At 25.8% G+C, this 20,959-nt stretch carries 19 protein-coding genes and 2 tRNA genes; 10 read left to right on the top strand and 11 right to left on the bottom strand.

The window, feature by feature from the left end:
- Positions 1 to 6 precede the first annotated feature (6 nt).
- Entirely contained in the window at positions 7 to 774 is a 768-nt protein-coding gene (locus tag H0H71_RS00500) for a TatD family hydrolase (protein ID WP_185856200.1), read from the bottom strand.
- A 74-nt stretch (positions 775 to 848) separates the two neighbouring features.
- Here H0H71_RS00500 and fabD point away from each other — a divergent pair, with 74 nt between their 5' ends.
- From fabD to H0H71_RS00485, 3 genes are all read left to right on the top strand, one after another.
- Complete coding sequence (fabD, locus tag H0H71_RS00495; protein WP_185856198.1) at positions 849 to 1,694, top strand: ACP S-malonyltransferase; 846 nt, start codon at positions 849 to 851, stop codon at positions 1,692 to 1,694.
- Positions 1,695 to 1,713: 19 nt separating this feature from the next.
- The gene (locus tag H0H71_RS00490) at positions 1,714 to 2,658 is read left to right on the top strand and encodes a GYDIA family GHMP kinase (protein ID WP_185856196.1); all 945 of its coding nucleotides are present in this window, start codon (positions 1,714 to 1,716) and stop codon (positions 2,656 to 2,658) included.
- 62 nt (positions 2,659 to 2,720) lie between these two features.
- The gene (locus tag H0H71_RS00485; protein ID WP_455905743.1) at positions 2,721 to 3,992 is read left to right on the top strand and encodes a citrate synthase; all 1,272 of its coding nucleotides are present in this window, start codon (positions 2,721 to 2,723) and stop codon (positions 3,990 to 3,992) included.
- A 10-nt stretch (positions 3,993 to 4,002) separates the two neighbouring features.
- On the opposite strand, the gene H0H71_RS00480 is transcribed toward H0H71_RS00485, so the two are convergent.
- From H0H71_RS00480 to H0H71_RS00470, 3 genes are all read right to left on the bottom strand, one after another.
- Positions 4,003 to 4,088 (bottom strand) — tRNA-Leu (locus H0H71_RS00480).
- Positions 4,089 to 5,209: 1,121 nt separating this feature from the next.
- Entirely contained in the window at positions 5,210 to 5,350 is a 141-nt protein-coding gene (locus tag H0H71_RS00475) for a hypothetical protein (protein ID WP_185856192.1), read from the bottom strand.
- 223 nt (positions 5,351 to 5,573) lie between these two features.
- Positions 5,574 to 5,879: an HU family DNA-binding protein gene (locus H0H71_RS00470; protein WP_185856190.1), complete on the bottom strand. Its 306-nt coding sequence runs from the start codon at positions 5,877 to 5,879 to the stop codon at positions 5,574 to 5,576.
- A gap of 95 nt (positions 5,880 to 5,974) precedes the next feature.
- Here H0H71_RS00470 and H0H71_RS00465 point away from each other — a divergent pair, with 95 nt between their 5' ends.
- From H0H71_RS00465 to H0H71_RS00440, 6 genes are all read left to right on the top strand, one after another.
- On the top strand, positions 5,975 to 7,030 hold the full coding sequence (locus H0H71_RS00465; RefSeq protein WP_185856189.1) for an A/G-specific adenine glycosylase: 1,056 nt from the start codon (positions 5,975 to 5,977) through the stop codon (positions 7,028 to 7,030).
- A 127-nt stretch (positions 7,031 to 7,157) separates the two neighbouring features.
- Positions 7,158 to 8,480 carry a gliding motility-associated protein GldE gene (gene gldE / locus H0H71_RS00460; protein ID WP_185856187.1) on the top strand — a complete coding sequence of 441 codons (1,323 nt, stop codon included), beginning with the start codon at positions 7,158 to 7,160 and terminating at the stop codon, positions 8,478 to 8,480.
- Positions 8,481 to 8,521: 41 nt separating this feature from the next.
- Positions 8,522 to 9,148: a tetratricopeptide repeat protein gene (locus H0H71_RS00455; protein ID WP_185856186.1), complete on the top strand. Its 627-nt coding sequence runs from the start codon at positions 8,522 to 8,524 to the stop codon at positions 9,146 to 9,148.
- 72 nt (positions 9,149 to 9,220) lie between these two features.
- Positions 9,221 to 9,637, top strand: coding sequence for a 6,7-dimethyl-8-ribityllumazine synthase (ribH, locus tag H0H71_RS00450; RefSeq protein ID WP_185856453.1), 417 nt, complete (start codon positions 9,221 to 9,223; stop codon positions 9,635 to 9,637).
- Positions 9,634 to 11,409, top strand: coding sequence for a DNA mismatch repair endonuclease MutL (mutL, locus tag H0H71_RS00445; protein ID WP_185856185.1), 1,776 nt, complete (start codon positions 9,634 to 9,636; stop codon positions 11,407 to 11,409). The genes ribH and mutL overlap by 4 nt, the downstream gene beginning before the upstream one ends.
- On the top strand, positions 11,406 to 12,116 hold the full coding sequence (locus tag H0H71_RS00440) for a rhomboid family intramembrane serine protease (protein ID WP_185856183.1): 711 nt from the start codon (positions 11,406 to 11,408) through the stop codon (positions 12,114 to 12,116). Before mutL ends, H0H71_RS00440 begins: the two co-directional genes overlap by 4 nt.
- Here the strand turns inward: H0H71_RS00440 and lepB are convergent.
- Complete coding sequence (lepB, locus tag H0H71_RS00435; RefSeq protein WP_185856181.1) at positions 12,088 to 13,653, bottom strand: signal peptidase I; 1,566 nt, start codon at positions 13,651 to 13,653, stop codon at positions 12,088 to 12,090. The two genes, H0H71_RS00440 and lepB, sit on opposite strands and share 29 nt — an antisense overlap.
- 10 nt (positions 13,654 to 13,663) lie before the next feature.
- A complete protein-coding gene (dapB, locus tag H0H71_RS00430) occupies positions 13,664 to 14,374 on the bottom strand; it encodes a 4-hydroxy-tetrahydrodipicolinate reductase (RefSeq protein ID WP_185856179.1) in 711 nt (236 codons plus the stop codon).
- 113 nt (positions 14,375 to 14,487) lie between these two features.
- Here dapB and H0H71_RS00425 point away from each other — a divergent pair.
- Positions 14,488 to 14,575, top strand: a tRNA-Leu gene (locus H0H71_RS00425).
- A 31-nt stretch (positions 14,576 to 14,606) separates the two neighbouring features.
- On the opposite strand, the gene ilvA is transcribed toward H0H71_RS00425, so the two are convergent.
- The 5 genes from ilvA to ilvD all read right to left on the bottom strand — a co-directional run bounded on the left by ilvA (position 14,607) and on the right by ilvD (position 20,775).
- On the bottom strand, positions 14,607 to 15,875 hold the full coding sequence (gene ilvA, locus H0H71_RS00420) for a threonine ammonia-lyase (RefSeq protein WP_185856178.1): 1,269 nt from the start codon (positions 15,873 to 15,875) through the stop codon (positions 14,607 to 14,609).
- A gap of 11 nt (positions 15,876 to 15,886) precedes the next feature.
- Positions 15,887 to 16,960 (bottom strand): ketol-acid reductoisomerase, encoded by a 1,074-nt coding sequence (gene ilvC, locus H0H71_RS00415; RefSeq protein ID WP_185856176.1) that lies wholly within the window; start codon positions 16,958 to 16,960, stop codon positions 15,887 to 15,889.
- Positions 16,961 to 16,999: 39 nt separating this feature from the next.
- The gene (locus H0H71_RS00410; RefSeq protein ID WP_238784459.1) at positions 17,000 to 17,323 is read right to left on the bottom strand and encodes an acetolactate synthase; all 324 of its coding nucleotides are present in this window, start codon (positions 17,321 to 17,323) and stop codon (positions 17,000 to 17,002) included.
- Positions 17,324 to 17,390: 67 nt separating this feature from the next.
- Positions 17,391 to 19,088 carry a biosynthetic-type acetolactate synthase large subunit gene (gene ilvB / locus H0H71_RS00405; protein WP_185856172.1) on the bottom strand — a complete coding sequence of 566 codons (1,698 nt, stop codon included), beginning with the start codon at positions 19,086 to 19,088 and terminating at the stop codon, positions 17,391 to 17,393.
- A gap of 1 nt (position 19,089) precedes the next feature.
- Complete coding sequence (ilvD, locus tag H0H71_RS00400) at positions 19,090 to 20,775, bottom strand: dihydroxy-acid dehydratase (RefSeq protein WP_185856170.1); 1,686 nt, start codon at positions 20,773 to 20,775, stop codon at positions 19,090 to 19,092.
- Positions 20,776 to 20,959 lie beyond the last annotated feature (184 nt).

Genomic DNA, 20,959 nt, shown 5'->3' with positions numbered 1-20,959 from the left:
AAGATATTATGAAATAATATTTTCTACATTAGAATGAATAAGATCAGCTATTTTTTCTTCTGAAAGTGAATAAATTTGAGACAACTTCTTCAAAATTATTTTAATATAAATAGGTTCATTTCTTTTTCCTCTAAAAGGAAAAGGAGATAAAAATGGAGAATCTGTTTCTAACACTATATTATTTAAACTAATTTTATGTAAAAATTGATTGATATAATTATTTTTAAAAGTAATCATTCCTCCAATTCCTAATTTGATTCCAAAATCAATAATCTTTTTTGCTTGTTCCAATGTTCCAGAAAAACAATGAAAAACACCCTTTAAATCAGAATTAATCTCTTTTGATAAAATTTCAAAAACTTGATCAAAAGCTTTCCTACAATGAATAGATATAGGTTTTTTTTTCTTTTTTGCCCATTGTATTTGTGTTTGAAAAGCGTATTTTTGTTCGGAAATGTATTTTTCTCCAAAATGGGAATCTATTCCTATCTCTCCTACAAAAAGAAAAGAATGTTTGTTGAGATACTTTTCAATATATTTTAATTCATATTCTAAGTTTTTTGGATTGACTTCATTCGGATGTAATCCGATCATAGAAAAACATATGTTAGGATATTTTTTCTCTAATTCTAATATTAGAGGAATTGTGTAACTATTGATAGAAGGTAAGTAAAATCTACTTACTCCATTTTCTATTGCATTTTTTATTACAAAATCTCTATCTTCATCAAATTGTTTCATGTATAAATGAGTATGTGTATCAGTTATTTTCATCAGAAAAGTTGTTTTTTTTATTAATTGTTATTTAAATTATTTTTTATTAAATTATATTTTTATTCCTTTTTTTTATGAAGGCTTATGTATTTCCTGGTCAAGGATCCCAATTTATAGGAATGGGAAAAGATTTATACACTACTTCTAGTGTAGCCAAAAAATTATTCAGATTTTCAGATGAAATTTTAGGATTTCAAATGACATCCATTATGTTTAATGGAACTATAAAAATTCTAAAAAATACTAAGTACACACAATTAGCAATTTATATTTATTCAGTAATAAAAACAAAAACATTAAATAATTTTAATCCAGATATGGTAGCTGGACATTCTCTAGGAGAATTATCTGCTTTAGCATCTGTTGATGTTTTTTCCTTTGAAGAAGGATTGAAATTAGTATTAAAAAGAGCATTAATAATGCAAAAAATATGTGAATCTGTGCATGGAGGAATGGCAGTTGTTTTTGGATTAGAAGATGAAGTGATCGAAGAAGCTTGTAAAAGAGATCATGGTATTATAGTTCCTGCTAATTACAATTGTCCTAAACAGTTGGTTGTTTCCGGAGAATATGACTCTTTGAAAAGAGTTTGTAATTTTTTTAAAAGAATAGGTGGAAAAATATTTATGCTTCCTGTTCATGGGGCTTTTCATTCTCCTATTATGGAGCCAGCTAAAAATAAATTAGCCAATTTTATAAAAACTATTTCATTTAAAGATTCAAAATGCCCAATTTATCAAAATGTAAATGCAAAACCAGTTAAAAAATACAGAAATATAAAAAAAAACCTTATAGAACAATTGACATCTCCAGTAAAGTGGAAACAATCTGTAGAAAATATGATAAATAACGGAGCTCGTTCATTTACTGATGTAGGTCCTGGACAGATTTTGCAAAATCTAATTCGAAAAATTAAATAATATTTGATTGCATTATCATATGATTCCTAAATTTAAATTGAAAAATTTTTTTCACACTCATGGAAAATTGTTGTTAACAGGAGAATATTTTATTTTATATGGATCTTACGGATTAGCTGTTCCTACAATTAGAGGACAATCACTGACTACTTATTACGGAAAAATAAAAAATAAAGGATCTGTATTACGTTGGAAAAGCTTAAACGAAAAAAACCAACCTTGGTTTAAATGTATTTTTCTACTTCCTTCTTTAGATATCTGTTACAATACAGAAAAAAAAACTGCTTTAAAATTAAGAAATCTATTATTAGAATCTAGAAAACTTCAAAAAAAATTTCTTAAAGATTCATTTGAAATATATGTAAAAACTAAATTAGAATTTCCAATAAATTGGGGATTAGGAAGTAGTTCAACTTTAATTAATAATATTGCAAGATGGGCAAAAGTCAATCCTTATGGATTATTAGAAAAAAATTTTCTAATGGGGAGCGGATATGATATCGCTTGTGGATCTAATAAAACTCCAATTCTTTACAGAATAAAGAATAAAAAACCACATATTATACCTATAAATTTTAATCCTCCATTTAAAGAAAAACTTTTTTTTCTACATCTTAATAAAAAACAAAATACTTTCGAAGGAATCAGATTTTTTCTCTCAAAGAAAAAAAATATTTCTAGAGAAAAAATAAACTCTATTTCTTTCATTACTCAAAAAATTACTTTTTGTAAAACTTTGAAAGAATTTGAAGAATTATTAATTCAACATGAAATAATTATAGCAAAAATACTTGATTTACCTACTGTAAAAGAAATATATTTTACAGATTATTTAGGTGTAGTAAAAAGTTTAGGAGCTTGGGGTGGGGATTTTGTTTTGATAAGTTACAGAAATGGTATGAAAAAATATTTTTCAAATAAGGGATATCATACTATTCTTTCATTTGATGAAATGATTTTTTGATAATATTATTTTTATATATTATATTTTTTTAATATTAAAAAAAATTTATTATGTGCTGTAGGATTATTAGTATTGTTAATTTTGATATCAATGGATGTAGTTATAAACTCCCAGTAGTATATGGAACTAACTATTATGAAAAAGCCATTAATATTTCTAAACTTAGAGAAAATACAGGGTTTATCACTTTTGATCCAGGTTTAAAAAATACAGGTATAACTAAAAGTTCTATTAGTTTTATAGATGGAGAAAAAGGAGAGCTTTTATATAGAGGTTATCCTATTGAACAAATTATTAGTAAATGTACATTTATAGAAACTAGCTATCTTCTTTTGAATGGAGAACTCCCTAATACTGCACAATTAAAATCTTTCTCTGAAAACATCAATAAATTTAATTCAATTAGTCAAGAAATCTATAAAATACTTGATAAGATTCCTATGTCTTATCATCCTATGGGCATTTTATCTTCTTTAACCTGTCTTCTTCCTACTGCTTATACAAAAAATTCTATTAAAGAAAAAGATATGTATTTCAATTTGTTAGCTAAACTTCCTATATTAGCTGCTTTGACTTATAGAAAAAAAGTAGGTCTTCCGATATCTTATAGTGATTATGAAGACTTGAATTATAATTTAGATTATACTTCTAATCTTTTGAAAATGTTTTTTTCTGTTCCTAAAAAATATTATAAAAGAAATACAATTCTTACAGATGCTTTGGATAAACTTTTAATACTACATGCAGATCATGAACAGAATTGTTCTACAACTACAGTCCGTTTGTTAGGTTCTGTACATGCAAATCTTTTTTCATCTGTATCTGCAGGAATTAGCGCGCTCTGGGGGAGGTTACATGGAGGGGCCAATCAAGCTGTTATTGAAATGTTAGAAAATATTTTGAAAAGTGGTGGAAATATAAAAAAATGGGTAGAAAGAGCAAAAGATAAAAAAGATTCATTTAGATTAATGGGATTTGGACATAGAATTTATAAAAATTTCGATCCTAGAGCTAGGATAGTAAAAAAAGTTGCTGAAAATGTTCTTAGTGAATTAGGAATTACTGATCCCATTTTAGAATTAGCAAAAGAACTTGAAGAAGTAGTACTCAAAGAACCATATTTTATGGAGAAAAAACTTTATCCAAATATAGATTTTTATTCCGGAATCATTTATCAAGCTATGGGGATTCCAAAAGATATGTTCACAGTTATGTTTGCTTTAGGAAGATTGCCGGGATGGATGGCTCATTGGAAAGAAATGAGATTAAATCAAGAACCTATAGGAAGACCTAGACAAATTTATATAGGATATAAAAAAAGAAATATTCATTAATTTTTTGTTGTGCGGGCGAAGGGATTCGAACCCTTATGCCTGTGTTTCGGCATCAGATCCTAAGTCTGACGTGTCTACCAATTTCACCACGCCCACATAATAATACATCGTATACAATTTAATTAATTTATTTTATTAAAAAATTTTATTTTTATTTAGATGATGATATAACAATTTTATTTATATTCAGGATTTTAAATTCTGTGTATTCAAATAAATCTCTAGGAATAATTTGAATCCATATTTGTATATTTGAATCTCCATTTTTGTTTTGTTGAGAATAGAAAGAAGGGGACTATTTTTTTTTTATAAATAAAATAGAAAGCTGGAATAAAATAAAAGAATGTGTATGTATTTTTATATGATTAGTCATTTCTCTATTTACAACATCTATAAACATGTGTAATGAATGATTCAGTATGTTCAATAACAAAAAAATACGTGACATTTTCAAGGGGATTTTTTTCAACTTCCAATTTTTTTAAAATTAGTGGGGGGCCCTTTATAATTAATGTTTAATTGTTGTACTTGTAGTAATGAATCTTCTTTGTTTTTTAAGAAACAAGAAGTTATCTACTACTAGTAGTAGATTCACTGAATATTCTATTCTAACTGGAGTAAATTCTATTAAACTATTTAATTTACTTAATATTTCTTCCCATTTTTCAATTAAAAAAAAAGTTCTTTTTTTTAAAGATTTTCTATATTTAAAACATGCTTCCGTCAAAAAATAATGCCAAAAGGATTTTGGTATGATTTTTTGTATGCAAGAAAAGAAATTAATCTATTTTTTTTGCATTTTTTATAGAAATCAAAATTTCTTTATGAAAAAAAAAGGAATTAATAGAAAATTACTCCCCTGTAATACAAATTTTAGCAGTTTATTTTGTTAGGAGGTTATTATTAGAAATAAGGACTTTATAAATTTGAACTAAAATTTTTTGTCTAAGGATATAATATTCTTTTATAATATTCTTTCTAGAAGAAAAACAAATGCACTCTTTTTTTTTGAAAAAAAAGAATCTACACAAAAAAATCTGTATCTATCTCTAATAAAGAATTTTTTTCGTGATTTGTGGAAATCAATTCCAACATTTTTTTTATTTGAAATTCAATATCATTTTATAATGTAAGAAAGCTCCTTTTGAATATCCAATATCTATAATTTCTGTATTAAAACCATGTGAAATAATTTTCACTATTCCTAAATAAATATCTCACATACAGAGAACTTTTGATTTAAATTTCTTTCTGATACTCCAGTAACTTTCCCTCTTATAAACTTCTAAAAGAGCTATTTTCACTTCTTCTCCCTCTGCTTCTACATTTATTATAATTAAAATTAACTCTTTACTCATAATATACAAAAACGAGGAACAAAGTTTCAGTAGAAATTACAATAGATTGAATTAAAATTTTTATTTCTTTTTTTTATGCCTATTTTTTCTATTTCTTTTTTTTCTTTTATGGGTAGCAATCTTACGTCTTTTTCTTTTTTTTCCGTTTGGCATAATTTGATTTTAATCGTTGTTAATCGATTATTCTTATCGACTATATACGAAGACATATAACTACTATAAATTATTTTTTAATTTTTAATTTAATAGGAACATTTTTTTTTACTAATTCAGTAAATGATTTAGCAGGTTTAAATGCGGGGATATTATGCGCAGGAATCACAATAGACATGTCCTTGGATATGTGACGTCCAAGTTTTTTCGCTCGATATTTAATAATAAATGATCCAAATCCTCTCAAATAAACATTTTCTCCTGATGTAAGGCTTTGTTTTATTTTTTTCATAAATGTTTCTATCACCTTTTGCGTGTCAACTCTCTCAGATCCAGTTTCTGATATGATTTCTGTTATTATATCTGCTTTTGTCATGTTAAATCATTATATCGAATAACAAAATTAGGGTTCCTAAATATACCCATTTTTTATAAAATTGCTTAAATACTGAAAATTTTAATATAATAGATATGGATTTTTCTCAAAAAATAATAAATTGGTACCTGAAAAATTGTCGGGAACTTCCTTGGAGAAAAACTAAGAATCCTTATTGGATATTAGTTTCAGAATTCATGTTGCAACAAACAAAAATTACTCATAATACTATTAAATACTATTTAAATTTTATAAAGGAGTTTCCAACTCTCAAAAAACTTGCTCAAGCTGAAGAAAAAGATGTATTAAAAAAATGGGAGGGATTAGGGTACTACACAAGAGCTATTAATCTTCACCTTTTTGCAAAAAAATTAAAAGATAAACCAATTGATTTTTTTCCAAAAAGATATAAAGACTTAATAAAATACAAAGGAATTGGGGCATATACTAGTGCCGCTATAGCATCTATATGTTTTAATGAAGTGATTCCTGCTGTTGATGGAAATGCTTATAGAGTTTTTTCAAGATACTTAGGAATTTATCATGATATCACATTGTCTACATCAAAAAAAATATTTCGAATTTTCATATCTAAGATGATGGATTATAAAAATCCAGGTATTTTCAATCAAGCTATCATGGATCTAGGTTCTATTTTATGTACTCCAAAAAATGCTAAATGTTTATTATGTCCTATAAAATATTCCTGTTTTTCATTTCAAAATGGAACTGTATACGAATTACCTGTTAAAAGAAAACAAATAAAATATACGAAAAATAGATTTTTTTATTATTTGTTTATATTTGACAATAACAGAAAAATTCTTTGTATTAATAAGAGATTGACAAAAGATATATGGAAAGGTCTTTATGATTTTCCTTTAATAGAATCTAATAAAAAATTGACTATTAAGGAAATAAATAAATTTTTTTTACAAAGATTTAAAATAATTTCTAAAACTGTTATTTATAAAGTAAAACATAAGCTCACTCATCAAATTTTGTCAATTCAATTTTTGAATTGCATAATTCATAATTTTCATGAAAATCAATTTTTAAAAAAATTTCTTTTTATTCCATATGATAAAATCTGTGAATATCCTTTTCCTAGTCCTATTTTATTGTTTTTAAAACATGAAAAAATGATTTAGTTTTTTTTTATTCTATCTTTGTTTGAGAGATCAGAGAAAAAAATGGATGAATTTGATCCTATATAATTTTGGTTTTTTTTATAAAATTTTTCATTTCCTTTAAATAAAATTATCAAAATTAAATCTCTTGGAAAAAGAATCTTCTACGAATATTTTTTTAGAAAATACTTTTCAAATAATTATTTATTTTGTATTAATAATAATATTATTATTATTTTCTGCGATGATATCTGGATCAGAAACTGCTTTTTTTTGTTTAGAAAAAAAAACTCTTGAAAAAGAAATAAAAAAAAATCCATCTAGAGGAAACAGAGTTTTAAATATTCTTAAAAATAGAAAAAAACTTTTATCAACAATATTGATCTCTAATAATTTTTCCAATATAGGAATTGTCTTATTGAGTTCATATTTAATTACAGAATTTTTTCAAGATAGATATTTATTTATTTATAAAATACCTATTCCTATTAACTTTATTTTAGAAGTATGGGTCCTAACTTTTTTTTTACTCCTTTTTGGAGAAATAATTCCAAAAATATATGCTAGAAAAAATAATTTTCGTTTTGCTCTTTTTATGTCTAAAACATTGATTGTTTTAAGTAAAATATTGAAACCCGTAAATCAAATGATGATTCTTATTTCTAGATTTATAGAAAAAAAGATTAGTAAAAAAAAGAATATAATTTCCGTTGATAAACTTTCAAAAGCATTAAAAATTGCATCTTTTAATCAAAAAAATATTCAAGAATGTCAATTTTTGCAAAGAATTGTAGACTTTGGAAATACAGAAACACATCAAATTATGACTCCAAGAATAGATATGTTTGCTTTAAATAGAAATACATCTTTTTCTGATGTATTGGAATTAGTTCGTAATCAAGGTTTTTCTAGAATACCGGTTTATAAAGACAGTATTGATGATATAGAAGGAGTTCTTTTTTCTAAAGATCTTCTGCCATTTATTTATGAAAAAAAATTTGAGTGGAAAAAATTGATTCATACTCCTTTTTTTGTTCCTGAAAATAAAAAAATAGATGATTTATTAAATGATTTTAAAAAAAAAAAAATCCACCTTGCTATTGTAGTCGATGAATATGGAGGGACTTGCGGGACAGTGACTCTAGAAGATGTTATTGAGGAAATTGTAGGAGATATTATTGATGAATTTGATGAAGAAGACATGTCTTATTCTAAGTTGAATCAAAACAATTATTTATTTGATGGAAAAACTTCTTTGATTAATTTTTATCGTATTATGAAAATAGAGGAAGAAGTTTTTTTTGAAAAAAAAAAAGGAGATGCAGATACTTTGGGAGGATTTATTATGGAGATAAATAAAGAATTTCCAAAACTAGAACAAAAAATTAATTTTTTAAATTATTCCTTTATTATAAGGAGCATAGATAATAAAAGGATAAAAACTATAGAAGTTTTAAGAAAAAAAGATTAAATTATTTTTAATTTTTTCTACAATTCAGAATTGTAAATTACATGCTTCTAACTTTTTCTAGAAAAAAAATAACGACTTACTTTTGTAGTATCCTTTTGGGAATAATGGGAATGTATTTTCTTTACAAAAAGTTTTTTTTGTATCCATCTGAAGAAAAAGCATTAAAAGAATTGATATACGCTCAACAATATCTATCACAAGGACTTATAAATGAAGCTTTAAATGATAAAAAAATTAAAATAAATTACTTAGGATTTTATGGAATTGTGAAAAAATATCCTTATACAAAAGCAGGAAATATTTCTAAATATTATGCAGGAATTTGTTATTACAAATTAGGATCCTATAAAGAATCTATAAATATGATGAAAAAATTTTCTGCAAAAGATGAAATTTTATATGCTTTAAAATATGGTCTCATAGGAGATTCTTTTGCACAAATTAAAAACAAAGATGAAGCCTTAAAAAACTATATTCAAGCTGCTAAAATAAGAGAAAATGAAATCACTACTCCTCTTTATTATTACAAAGCGGCTTTGTTGACTTTTTCTATGAAAAGATACAAAGATTCTAAATTTTTTCTAGAAAAGATAGAAAAAAAATATCCTTCTTTTCTCTATAAAGAGAATGTGACCAAATATCTCATGTTTCTTGAAAAAAAATTATAAATTTTCTCCTATGAAAAAAAATCCTGTATTTCAGTATGAAAAAAAAATAAAAAAAAAAATCTAAAATTTGCAATTATTGTTTCACAATGGAATAATGATATAACTAAAAATCTATATAAAGGAGTTTATGAAACTTTAATTCAATCAGGTATTTTGAAAGAAAAAATACGACTTTGGAAAGTCCCTGGAAGTTATGAACTTATTTACTCTGCTAAAAAAATAGCTCATTGTTATGATTTTGATTCAATTATTGTTATAGGATCTATTATTAAAGGAGAAACTCCTCATTTTAAATATCTTTGTCAATCAGTATCACAAGGAATTAAAGATGTAAATATAAAGTATGATGTTCCAGTTATATTTTGCGTTCTTACTGATGAAAATAAACAACAATCTTTTGATCGATCAGGAGGAAAATATGGGAACAAAGGTATAGAATGCGCAAAAACAGCTTTGGATATGGCAATTTTTAAAAATTCTATGAAATGAAGGATATTATTCAGTTTTTACCTAAAAATGTGATCAATCAAATTGCTGCGGGTGAAGTTATAGACCGGCCTTCTTCTGTACTAAAAGAACTTTTAGAAAACGCAATAGATGCAAAGTCTAAAATAATTGACATTTTTATAAGAGATTCAGGAAAAACGCTTATTCAATTAATAGATAACGGAGAAGGAATGAGTTTTAATGATGCAAAAATGAGTTTTCAACGATATTCTACCTCCAAAATAAAAACGAATGAGGATCTTTCTATAATTAAAACTAAAGGATTTAGAGGAGAAGCTTTAGCTTCCATCGCACTTATTTCCCAGTTAGAAATACAAACAAAAAATAAAGAAAGCTTAGTTGGAATTCAACTACTTGTAGAAGATGGAAAAATGAAAAAACAAACTTCTATCAATATTCTGAAAGGAACAAGAATTTCAGTAAAAAACATTTTTTACAAATTTCCAGCTAGAAAACGTTTTTTAAAATCTTCTAGAATAGAATTTCAACATATTGTCAATGAATTTTATAAAATAGTTTTAGCGCATAGAGATATTATCTATCGTTTTTACCACAATGAAAAAATTGTTTTTCATTTAAAAAAAGCTTCTTTAAAAGAAAGAATAAAAGAAATTTTTAATGAAAATAAAATATTCATTCCTCTTTTTATTAAAAAAAATAAAATCCTTATAGAGGGATTTATTAGTCAACCAGATTCTTCAGAAAAAAAAGGATATCAGTTTCTATTTGTAAATAAACGTTGTATTAAGAATTCTTTTTTGCAAAAAAGAATTCTTAATTCTTATAATGGAATCATAAAAAATTTAAAAACAGTTTCTTATTTTATTTTCATTTATGTAGATCCTTGTTTAGTGAATTGGAATATCCATCCTTCAAAAAGAGAAGTTAAATTTGAAGAAGAAAATATAATTTGTAATCTTCTTCAACAGGAAATTAAAAATATTTTATGCAGTCAATACAAAATAAAAAAAAATGAATTAGATAATTCAAATTTATTATTATCTTGTAATTCCATTGATCAAGAAAATCCAAATAGATTTATAAATTATTATTATAATTCTTCTTTCGAAGAACTGTCATATAAAAAAAAAGTAATTCAATTAGAAAATTGGATTCGTAATGTAAAGGAATCAGATTTTTTACTTTTTAAGAAGGATGTTCATTTTACGAATGAATTATCTCGTTATATATTTGATAAAAAGAAATATATAGAAAGTTTTCAAATAAATGAAAAATATATAATATTTTCATTTAACAAAGAATATGTTATATTCGTAGATCAACATAAAGCTCATCAAAACATTTTATTTGAGTTTTTTTTAAAGAAAAAAAAAGAATTGATAATCCAACAGTTTCTTTTTCCTATTGAAATAAAACTTTTAAAAAATGAATTAGTTTCATTAACTAATATTAAATATGATTTAATAGAAATAGGATTTCATTTTTACTGTTTTAATAAATCGGTATATTTATATTCTATTCCTGAAAGAATACATCAAAATATACTAATTGAGATTTTTAAAAAAATTTTAACATATAATTTTGTTAAAGGAGAAAAAAATAATAAAAAAATACTTATTAAATCTATATCTAAATCTGCTGCTATAAAATACGGGAAAAAATTAGATTCAGATAAGAGGAAAGGTTTGATACAGGACTTGTTTTCTTGTAACAATCCAAACTATACATATTCTGGAGATCCTATATTTTTTATTTTAAATAATAATTTTTTCAAAAAACAATTTTGTAAGTGAGTTTTTTTTATATATCAAATTTTAATTCAGACGCTGTCAAACATCTAATTAGTATTAATATACTTTTGTATACAGCTGCTTTTGTTTTTTCGCAATATAAAATAGAAAACATTTTTTCTTTATATCATCCTTTAGATGATAGATTTGAATTGTATCAAATTATTACTCATATGTTTATTCATTCTAAACGTTTTTTTTTACATATTATTTTTAATATGTTAGCTTTATTGATGTTTGGAGGTAAAATGGAAACTTTATTAGGAATTAAAAAATTTTTGATAACATATTTTTTATCTGGTGTTTTAGCTGCGTTATTTCAATTAGTATTCAATACTGGAGTAATGTATTACTTTGTTCATTCATTAGATTTTACTCAAGCAAAAAGAATATTTGATTATTATTTAAATGATGATCAGAAAATCAATCTTTATACTTCAATGTATTCTCCCATGATGGGATCATCTGGAGCTGTAAGTGGAATAGTAGGTGCGTTTGCTAGATTTTTTCCAGAACATAAGATTTTTATTTTACCGTTTCCTTTACCAATTGCTATACGAAAAGCTCTTTTAATATTTGTTTTTGGAAGTTTTGTTTCATCTATTTTTAATTTAGCACCTGGAGTTGCGCATTTTGCTCATATTGGGGGAATCTTATCTGGATATTTTATAGGAAGTTTTTTTATAAAAAATGAAAAAAATTATTTTTAATAAAAAATTGTTTTTTTCTTTTGAAAATGAATATGAGAAGAGAACTAAATAAATAGATAATTATAAATACAAAAAAATAGAACAAATAAGAGTTTTTTCTACTATTCATAGAAGTCATAATACGATTCCAACGAAATTTCCAACTGAAAATATTAAAAGGTTTTTTTCTATCCCAATCAATACTCATCCATATCAATATAGGTTTTCCTACTATATGATCTTCTGAAACAAAACCCCAATAACGAGAATCAAAAGAATTATGTCTATTATCACCCATCATGAAATAATAATTTTTTCTGATTTTATAAAAATTATTTTTATTATCATTAATAATGGAATCATAATGTTTTTTATTTAGAAAATTTTTTTCTGATACTATAATATCATAATAAATATTAATATTTTTTGAATTTAATCTAATAATATCACCTTTTTTAGGAATGTATAATGGTCCGAAAAAATCTCTATTCCAATTATTATTAAAATGACTTAAAAATATAGAATTTTCTTGAAAATGATCAGGTAAAATATTTTTTTTTATAAAAACTATATTTTCAAATAAATTTTTTATTTGAATCACTTGTTTTTCTGTTGCCATGATTTGGTAAAAAAAATATTCTTCATTTTCTTCTATAATTTCAACATCTTCAAGATCCATTTTTTCTTTAAGAAATTCTATATTTAATGGGATATTTTTTGTTTTAATAAGATAGCTATGTTGTTTTTCTAAAATATTTTTTTTATAGTGTTCCTCTCGCTTATGATTAACAAATAAAATTCCGTTTTTTATAGAAACAATATCTCCGGGAATTCCAACACAACGTTTGATATAATTATCTTTTCTATCTATTATTTTATGATTAAAATCTTTTGGAAAATTAAAAACGACAAGATCATTTCTTTGGATCGATTTTATAGGGTTTAACCGTAGATAAGGCCATTGAAAAAATGGAATATAAGATTTAATTTTACCTCCAAAAATAGTGTTATGAAAAAATGGAATAGAAATAGGAGTTATAGGCATTCGTAATCCATAATGAATTTTACTGACTAATATAAAATCTCCTACTAACAAAGTTCTTTCCATTGAAGAGGTTGGGATCGCAAAAGGTTGAACTATATAAGTATGTATGAGAAAAGAAAAAATGGCCGAAAATAGAATTCCTAAATTTTTTTTCTTTTTTAATTTTTCTTTTGAAAATTCAATGTTTTTAGAATAATTTATATAGTATATATATACTCCTAGAGAAAATAACAGAAAAAAAATATGTTTTTTTTTTATTTTTCCAAAAGTACGAAGTAAATCTATCCATAAAACAAAAATAAGGAAAATACTTGTTAATGGAATGAAAAAAAGGAAAATCCACCAAATAGATCTATTATAAATTTTTAAAAGAAGAACTATGTTATATACGGGAATAATTAGTTTCCAATATGGAACACCTAATTTTTTAGAAAGTCTACATGTTCCTAAAATATGGATAATATGTTCAAATAACAAAAAAAGGACACTATAAACAAGATAGTGATATAACATAAAATAGATTTTATGATGATATTCCCAATACTTCTTTCATAGAAAAGACCCCCCTTTTATTTTTTATCCATTCTGCAGCAATAATAGCCCCCAAAGCAAAACCTTCTCTACTATAAGCTTTATGTTGAATCATTATATTATCTATTTTAGATTGATATGTAACTACATGTGTTCCTGTTACAGATCCAAATCTTTTTGAAAGAATTAATATTTGATCTTTTTTTTCTTTTTGATCCAAAATCCATTCTTTTTTCATTTTATTATGGATAATATCCTTTGCTAAGGATAGTGTTGTCCCGCTTGGTTTATCTAATTTTTCTTTGTGATGAATTTCTTCTATTATGACTTCATAATCCACAGAATATGGAGATAGTAATTTTGATAGTTTATGATTTATTTCGTAAAAAATATTCATTCCTATACTAAAATTAGAAGAATACAGAAAAGAACCGTTTTTTTCCTTGCATATTTTTTTAATAAGATCTAATTTTTCTATCCATCCTGTAGTTCCACATACTATAGGAATATGATTTTCTATACAAATTTTTATATTGTTAAATGCAGTGTTAGGTTGACTAAATTCTATTGCAACATCTGAATTTTTCAATAAAATGGGGGTTGGTGTATCATCAGAAATAAGTGAAATTCTATGATTTCTGAGTTTAGATACTTTTTCTATAATTTTCCCCATTTTTCCATATCCTATTATCGCTATGTTCATAATTCATATTTTTTATAAAGTTAAAAAAATCTTCAAGAGTCTTTATTGATAAAATAAAATTGTTTATTTTTGAACATTGCGATACGATCATATAAATTATTTTGAACATTATTGCCCACGTGGTGAAATTGGTAGACACGCCACTTTGAGGGGGTGGTATCCATTTATTAGGATGTGCTGGTTCAAATCCAGTCGTGGGTACACTCTTCTCTACTTAGTTTTTTCTTTCTATCTATATTAGAATACGAAATAAATCTGGATTTTTGTTTAAATACTGAAAATGAACTTTATATTTTTTCATTCTTCCTAAAAGTCCTGATAATTCATTTTTATCAGCTAATTCTATTCCTATAATTGCAGGACCTTCTTCTTTGGAAGTTTTTTTTGAATATTCAAAATAAGCAATATCGTCTTTTTCCCCTAAAATATTATTAACAAATTCTTTTAAAGCACCAGATCTTTGTGGAAATTTAACAATAAAATAATGTTTTCTTTTCTCATAAATAAGAGATCTTTCTCTTATTTCTTCTGTTCTTGTTATATCATTATTTCCTCCACTTAATATACAAACTATAGTCTTTCCTTTGATTTTTTTAGAATAAAAATCTAATGCGGATATTGAAAGTGCTCCAGCTGGTTCTGCAACAATAGCTTCTAAATTATATAAATCTAAAATCGTCGTACAAACTTTTCCTTCCGGTACTGTTTTTATTTCATATAACACTTGATTACATATGTTAAAATTCAATTCTCCTACTTTTTTGACTGAAGCTCCATCAATAAACCAATCTATTTTTTTTAATTCCATAACTTTTCCTTTTTTTAGAGAGTAACTCATAGAAGCAGCGCCCTGAGGTTCTACTCCTATAATTTTAGTTTTGGGACTAAATAGTTTAAAATGACTTCCTACACCTGAAGCCAACCCCCCCCCACCAATAGGAATAAAAACATAATCTATATTTAATGGAGATTGTTTAAGTATTTCCATTCCTATAGTAGCTTGACCTTCTATAATTTTTATGTCATCAAAAGGATGAATAAAAATTTTTTTATTTTTTTTACAATCTTTCATTGCTTCACGACTTACAGCATCAAATGTATCTCCAATAAGAACAATTTCAACATATTCTTTTCCAAACATTTTTACTCTTTCTACTTTTTGTTTAGGAGTTGTACTAGGCATGTAAATTTTCCCTTTTAATTGTAGTATATTACAAGAATATGCAACACCTTGGGCATGATTTCCTGCACTAGCGCAAACAATTCCTTTGTTCAGTTGCTCTTTCTGAGACAGACTTTTTATTTTATTATATGCCCCTCTAATTTTATATGATCGTATAATTTGTAAATCTTCTCTTTTCAAAAAAATATTAGCTTTGTATTTTTCTGATAAGATCAAATTTTTTTGTAGTGGAGTTTCATAAATAATATCTTTTAAAATATTTTTAGCTTTTACTACTTCTTCGTGAGAAGGAAAATATTTTTTGAATTTATTTTTCAATATAAAAAGAATTAATCAATTTTTTTTTGATCCAAAGAACATTTTTTTTCTTCTGGTCTAAGACTACGAATAATTTTACCTACTTTCCACAATTCACTATTTTTCAGATTTTGTAATTCTTTTTTTAATTTGATTCTATAATCAATATGACTATTTGAATCTATAATTCTTTTTGCTTCTTTTCCTGAAGAAACTTCTTTATACAATTTTCGAAACACAGGAAAAGTCGCATCTCTAAATATTTTCCACCAGTCTAAAGCCCCTCTTTGAGCAGTAGTAGAACAATTCGAATACATCCAATCCATTCCTTTTTCAGATACTAATGGCATAAGACTTTGAGTTAATTCTTCTACCGTTTCGTTAAATGATTCTGAAGGAGAATGGCCTTGTTCTCTTAAAACATGATATTGTGCAGCAAAAATTCCTTGTATTGCTCCCATTAATGCCCCTCTTTCCCCCACTAAATCTGAATAAACTTCATTTTTAAAACTTGTTTCAAATAAATATCCCGATCCAATTCCTATTCCTATGGAAATAGCTTTTTCCAAACTTTTTCCAGTATAATCCTGATAAATGGCATAACTAGAGTTGATTCCTTTTCCTTGTTTAAAAAGTCTTCTTAAACTAGTTCCTGATCCTTTTGGAGCTACCAAAAAAATATCGATATTTTTTGGAGGAAAAATTTTCGTTTTTTCACAAAATGTTAATCCAAATCCATGTGAAAAATACAAAGATTTTCCTTCAGTAAGATTCTTTTTTAAAGTAGGCCAAAAAGAAATTTGCCCCGCATCTGATAAAAGGTACATAAGAACAGTTCCTTTTTCAGAAGCTTCTTCTAATGAAAAAAGATTTTTTCCTTCTATCCATCCATCTTCTAGAGCTTTTTTCCAAGACAAAGAATTTTTTCTTTGACCTACAATCACTTGAAATCCATTATCTTTTAGATTTAAGGATTGACCTGGCCCCTGTACTCCATATCCTAATATGGATATAGTTTCTTTATTTAAGTTTTTTCTAGCCTTAGATAAAGGAAATTCTTCTCTTGTAATAATAGTTTCTTCTATAGGTCCAAGTTTAATTTTCATGATTAAAATATTTTTTAATTTTTCATTAATTTTCTTTCATTAAAATGTAGCTAACGGAAAATCTATTTCTTTCCATGATTTTTCTCTGGGTTTGTTTTCTTTTTTTTTGAAAAAGTAGACATGAATTATTCCTATTAGTTTTTCAATTGATTTTGTAACTTTAATTAATTGCTCTTCATTACATTCTAAATCAATAACATATTGATGAGTGTTATTATCAATACTTTCATTATTATTAACGCCATTATTTTTTTTGGTGATATGATTCGACACATTTATATGTGAAATTTTCAAATTTTTACGGTTCAATATAACAAGCATTCTACTTAACAATCTTATTTGATTTTCTCCTAGAATGATCATTCTAAACTGATGCTTCATATAGTAGTATATTATTATTTTATTATTGAATTCTTATATAAATATAAATTTATGTTAAGCGTATTTCATCTACAGAAGATTCTGCAGGAATCATAGGAAAAACATTATCTTCTTTTTCTATAAGAACTTCTAATAAAAAAGCTTTTTCTCTTTCTAATGCTTTTTTAACAGCTATTTTTAGTTTTTTTCTTTTTTTAACTCTTTCTGCTTCAATATTATAAGATTTAGCTAACTTGATAAAATTTGGATTTATTAATTCTGTACAAGAATAACGTTTATTAAAAAAAAGCTGTTGCCACTGACGAACCATACCTAAAAAATTATTGTTTAATAATATAATTTTTACTGGGATATCATTTTGCAAAATAGTTCCCATTTCTTGGATTGTCATTTGAATTCCCCCATCTCCAACAATACAAATCACTTGCCTCTCTTTTGCTCCTAATTTTGCACCTATAGAAGCAGGTAAAGCAAACCCCATAGTTCCTAATCCTCCAGATGTAATCTGACTTTTTTTACAAGTAAAATCAAAATATCTTGAAGCGACCATTTGATGTTGTCCTACATCTGTTACAAGAATAGCTTCTTTTTGTTTATAGAAGTTGATCCACTTAATCACTTCTCCCATAGTTATCCCCTTTTTTTTTACAGGATTTAGATCCTCTTTAATAACAGTAGTTACTTCTTTTTCTTTTAAATGAAAAAATTCATTTATCCATTTTTCATGAGTTTTTTTCTTCACATAAGAGATCAATTTTTTTAAAGAAATCTTACAATCTCCTAAAATTGGAACATGACATAATATATTTTTGTTAACTTCTGAAGGATCTATTTCCAAATGAATGATTTTAGCTTGTTTAGCATATTTTTTAACATTTCCAGTAACACGATCATCAAAACGCATACCAATAGCAATAAGAAGATCACATCGATTCGTCAAAATATTAGGGGCATAATTTCCATGCATTCCTAACATTCCTACATATAAATGATGATTGCTTTCCAATGATCCTAATCCAAGAAGGGTACTAGCTACTGGAATTCCTGTTTTTTCAACAAAAATTTTAAATTCTTCTTCTGCATGAGCTAAAATGACCCCTTGTCCTACTAAAATGAAAGGTTTTTTAGATGTATTAATTAAATTAGCTGCTTCTTTTATTTTTTTTTCTTTTATACAAGGATATGGATGAAAGTTTTTTACATATTTACAACGGGTATAATGAAATTCAGATTTTTGAAATTGCGCATCTTTTGTGATATCTATTAATACGGGACCGGGTCTTCCTTTTTTAGCTATAAAAAATCCTTTTTGAATAGATTCGCAAATATCTTTGGCTTTTAAAACTTGAATGTTCCATTTAGTTACAGGAATAGAAATATCTATTATATTCGTTTCTTGGAAAGCGTCAGTCCCTAAAAGATGAGAAGAGACTTGTCCAGTTATACATACAATTGGGGTACTATCTATTAATGCATCGGCTAATCCAGTAATTAAGTTAGTAGCTCCAGGACCTGAAGTTGTAAAACAAACACCGGTTTTTCCTGTAGCTCTAGCATATCCTTGTGCTGCATGAATAGATCCTTGTTCATGACGCATTAAAATGTGAGAAACCAAATTTAAATAATCGTGTAAAGAATCATATATAGGCATAATAGCACCACCGGGATACCCAAAAATATATTCTACGTTTTCATATAAAAGTGTTTTTATTACTATTTCTGAACCAGAGAATAATTTTTTTTCCATATTAAAATTGATCTGTGACGCACCCTTCTGAAGCTGGAGAAACAGTTTTTATATATTTATATAAATATCCTTTTTTTACCTTTAATAAAGGTGGAATCCATTCTTTTTTTCTTTTTTGTATTTCTTCTTCTTCTACTTCAAGTGTTAGGAGATTATTTTCCGCGTCTATTTTAATAAAATCTCCATTTCTAACAAAAGCTATCAAACCACCAGATTGTGCTTCTGGAGTAATATGTCCTACAACAAATCCATGAGAACCACCTGAAAATCTTCCATCTGTAATAAGAGCTACATTTTTTCCTAATCCTGATCCCATAATATAAGATGTTGGTTTAAGCATTTCTGGCATCCCCGGACCTCCTATAGGACCGACATATCTAATCACAATAACTTCCCCTGTTTGAATTTTATGATTTAAAATAGCTTTATTGGCATCTTCTTCTGAATCAAAAACATTTGCTTCCCCCCGAAAAAAAATTCCTTCTTTTCCAGTAATTTTTGCAACAGATCCCTCTGGAGAAAGATTTCCATATAAAATTCTTATATGGCCGTTTTTCTTTATAGGGTTATTTAAAGGATAAATAATTTTTTGATTGAAATTGATATTAGGAATCTTTTTCATATTTTCATGTAAAGTTTCCCCTGTAACTGTTAAACAATCTCCAGATAATATTCCTTGATTTAATAAATATTTTATAATGACAGGAGTCCCCCCAATTTTATGAATATCTTCCATTAAAAAAATGCCACTTGGTTTTAAATTTCCAATAAGAGGAACCTGGTTGCTAATTTTTTGAAAATCTTTTAGTGTAAAATGAACATTTGCGGATTTGGCTATTGCTAAAAAATGCAAAATAAGATTAGTAGATCCTCCTAAACACATTGCTAATTTTACTCCATTTTCTATAGAAGTTTTTGTTACAATATCTTTAGGTTTTACTTTTCTTTCTAAAAGTTTTTGAATAAATGTGGACACTATTTTACACTCTTTTTTTTTATTCTCACTTGTTGAAGGAGAAGAAGAAGAATAAGGAAGCGACATCCCCATAGCTTCTAAAGCAGAAGCCATTGTATTTGCAGTATACATTCCTCCACAAGATCCTGGTCCCGGGCAAGAATTTTTGATAATATTTTTGTATTCTTCTTCAGAAATTTTACAGGTATTTTTTTCACCTAATGCTTCAAAAGAAGAAACAATATCTAATTTTTTTTCATTATAAAATCCTGAAGAAATACTTCCTCCATATACTATAATAGAAGGTCTATTCAATCTAAGTAAAGAAATCATTACTCCTGGCATATTTTTATCACATCCTGGAATAGCTATAACTCCATCATAATGATGTGCTTCTACTACTGTTTCTATACTATCCGCTATTAATTCTCTAGAAGGTAAAGAAAATCTCATTCCTGGTGTCCCCATAGTAATTCCATCACTGACTCCAATAGTAGTAAATTGAAATCCTATTAAATTTTTTTGATTGATAACTGATAATTTGATTTTTTTTCCAAGTATGTCTAAATGCATGTTACAAGGGTTCCCCTCGTACCAATTGCTTACTATTCCTATTTGAGCTTTGCAAAAATCTGATTCTCTCATACCAGTAGCATATAACATAGCGTGTGCTGCGGGTAAATTTGGGTTATTTGTAATTTTTCTACTGAAACTATTAATTTTTCTTTTCATGATATGTTTTATAATAAATCAAAAAGTCCTACTGACTGCCTGAATTAATTATCAAACATATCAAGTAGGAATTATAAAAATAAATACCATTTGACAAGAATGTTTTTTATAAATTCAATTAGTATAGAAGAATTTTAAGAAAATATAACAATAATTTTTTTAATTATATAATATGCAAAAATAT

It is taken from the genome of Blattabacterium cuenoti (genome assembly GCF_014251375.1).
Classification (GTDB): Bacteria; Bacteroidota; Bacteroidia; order Flavobacteriales; family Blattabacteriaceae; genus Blattabacterium; species Blattabacterium cuenoti_K.
Note: the sequence above shows the minus strand (reverse complement) of the source record. Positions and strands in the feature narration are given on the sequence as shown.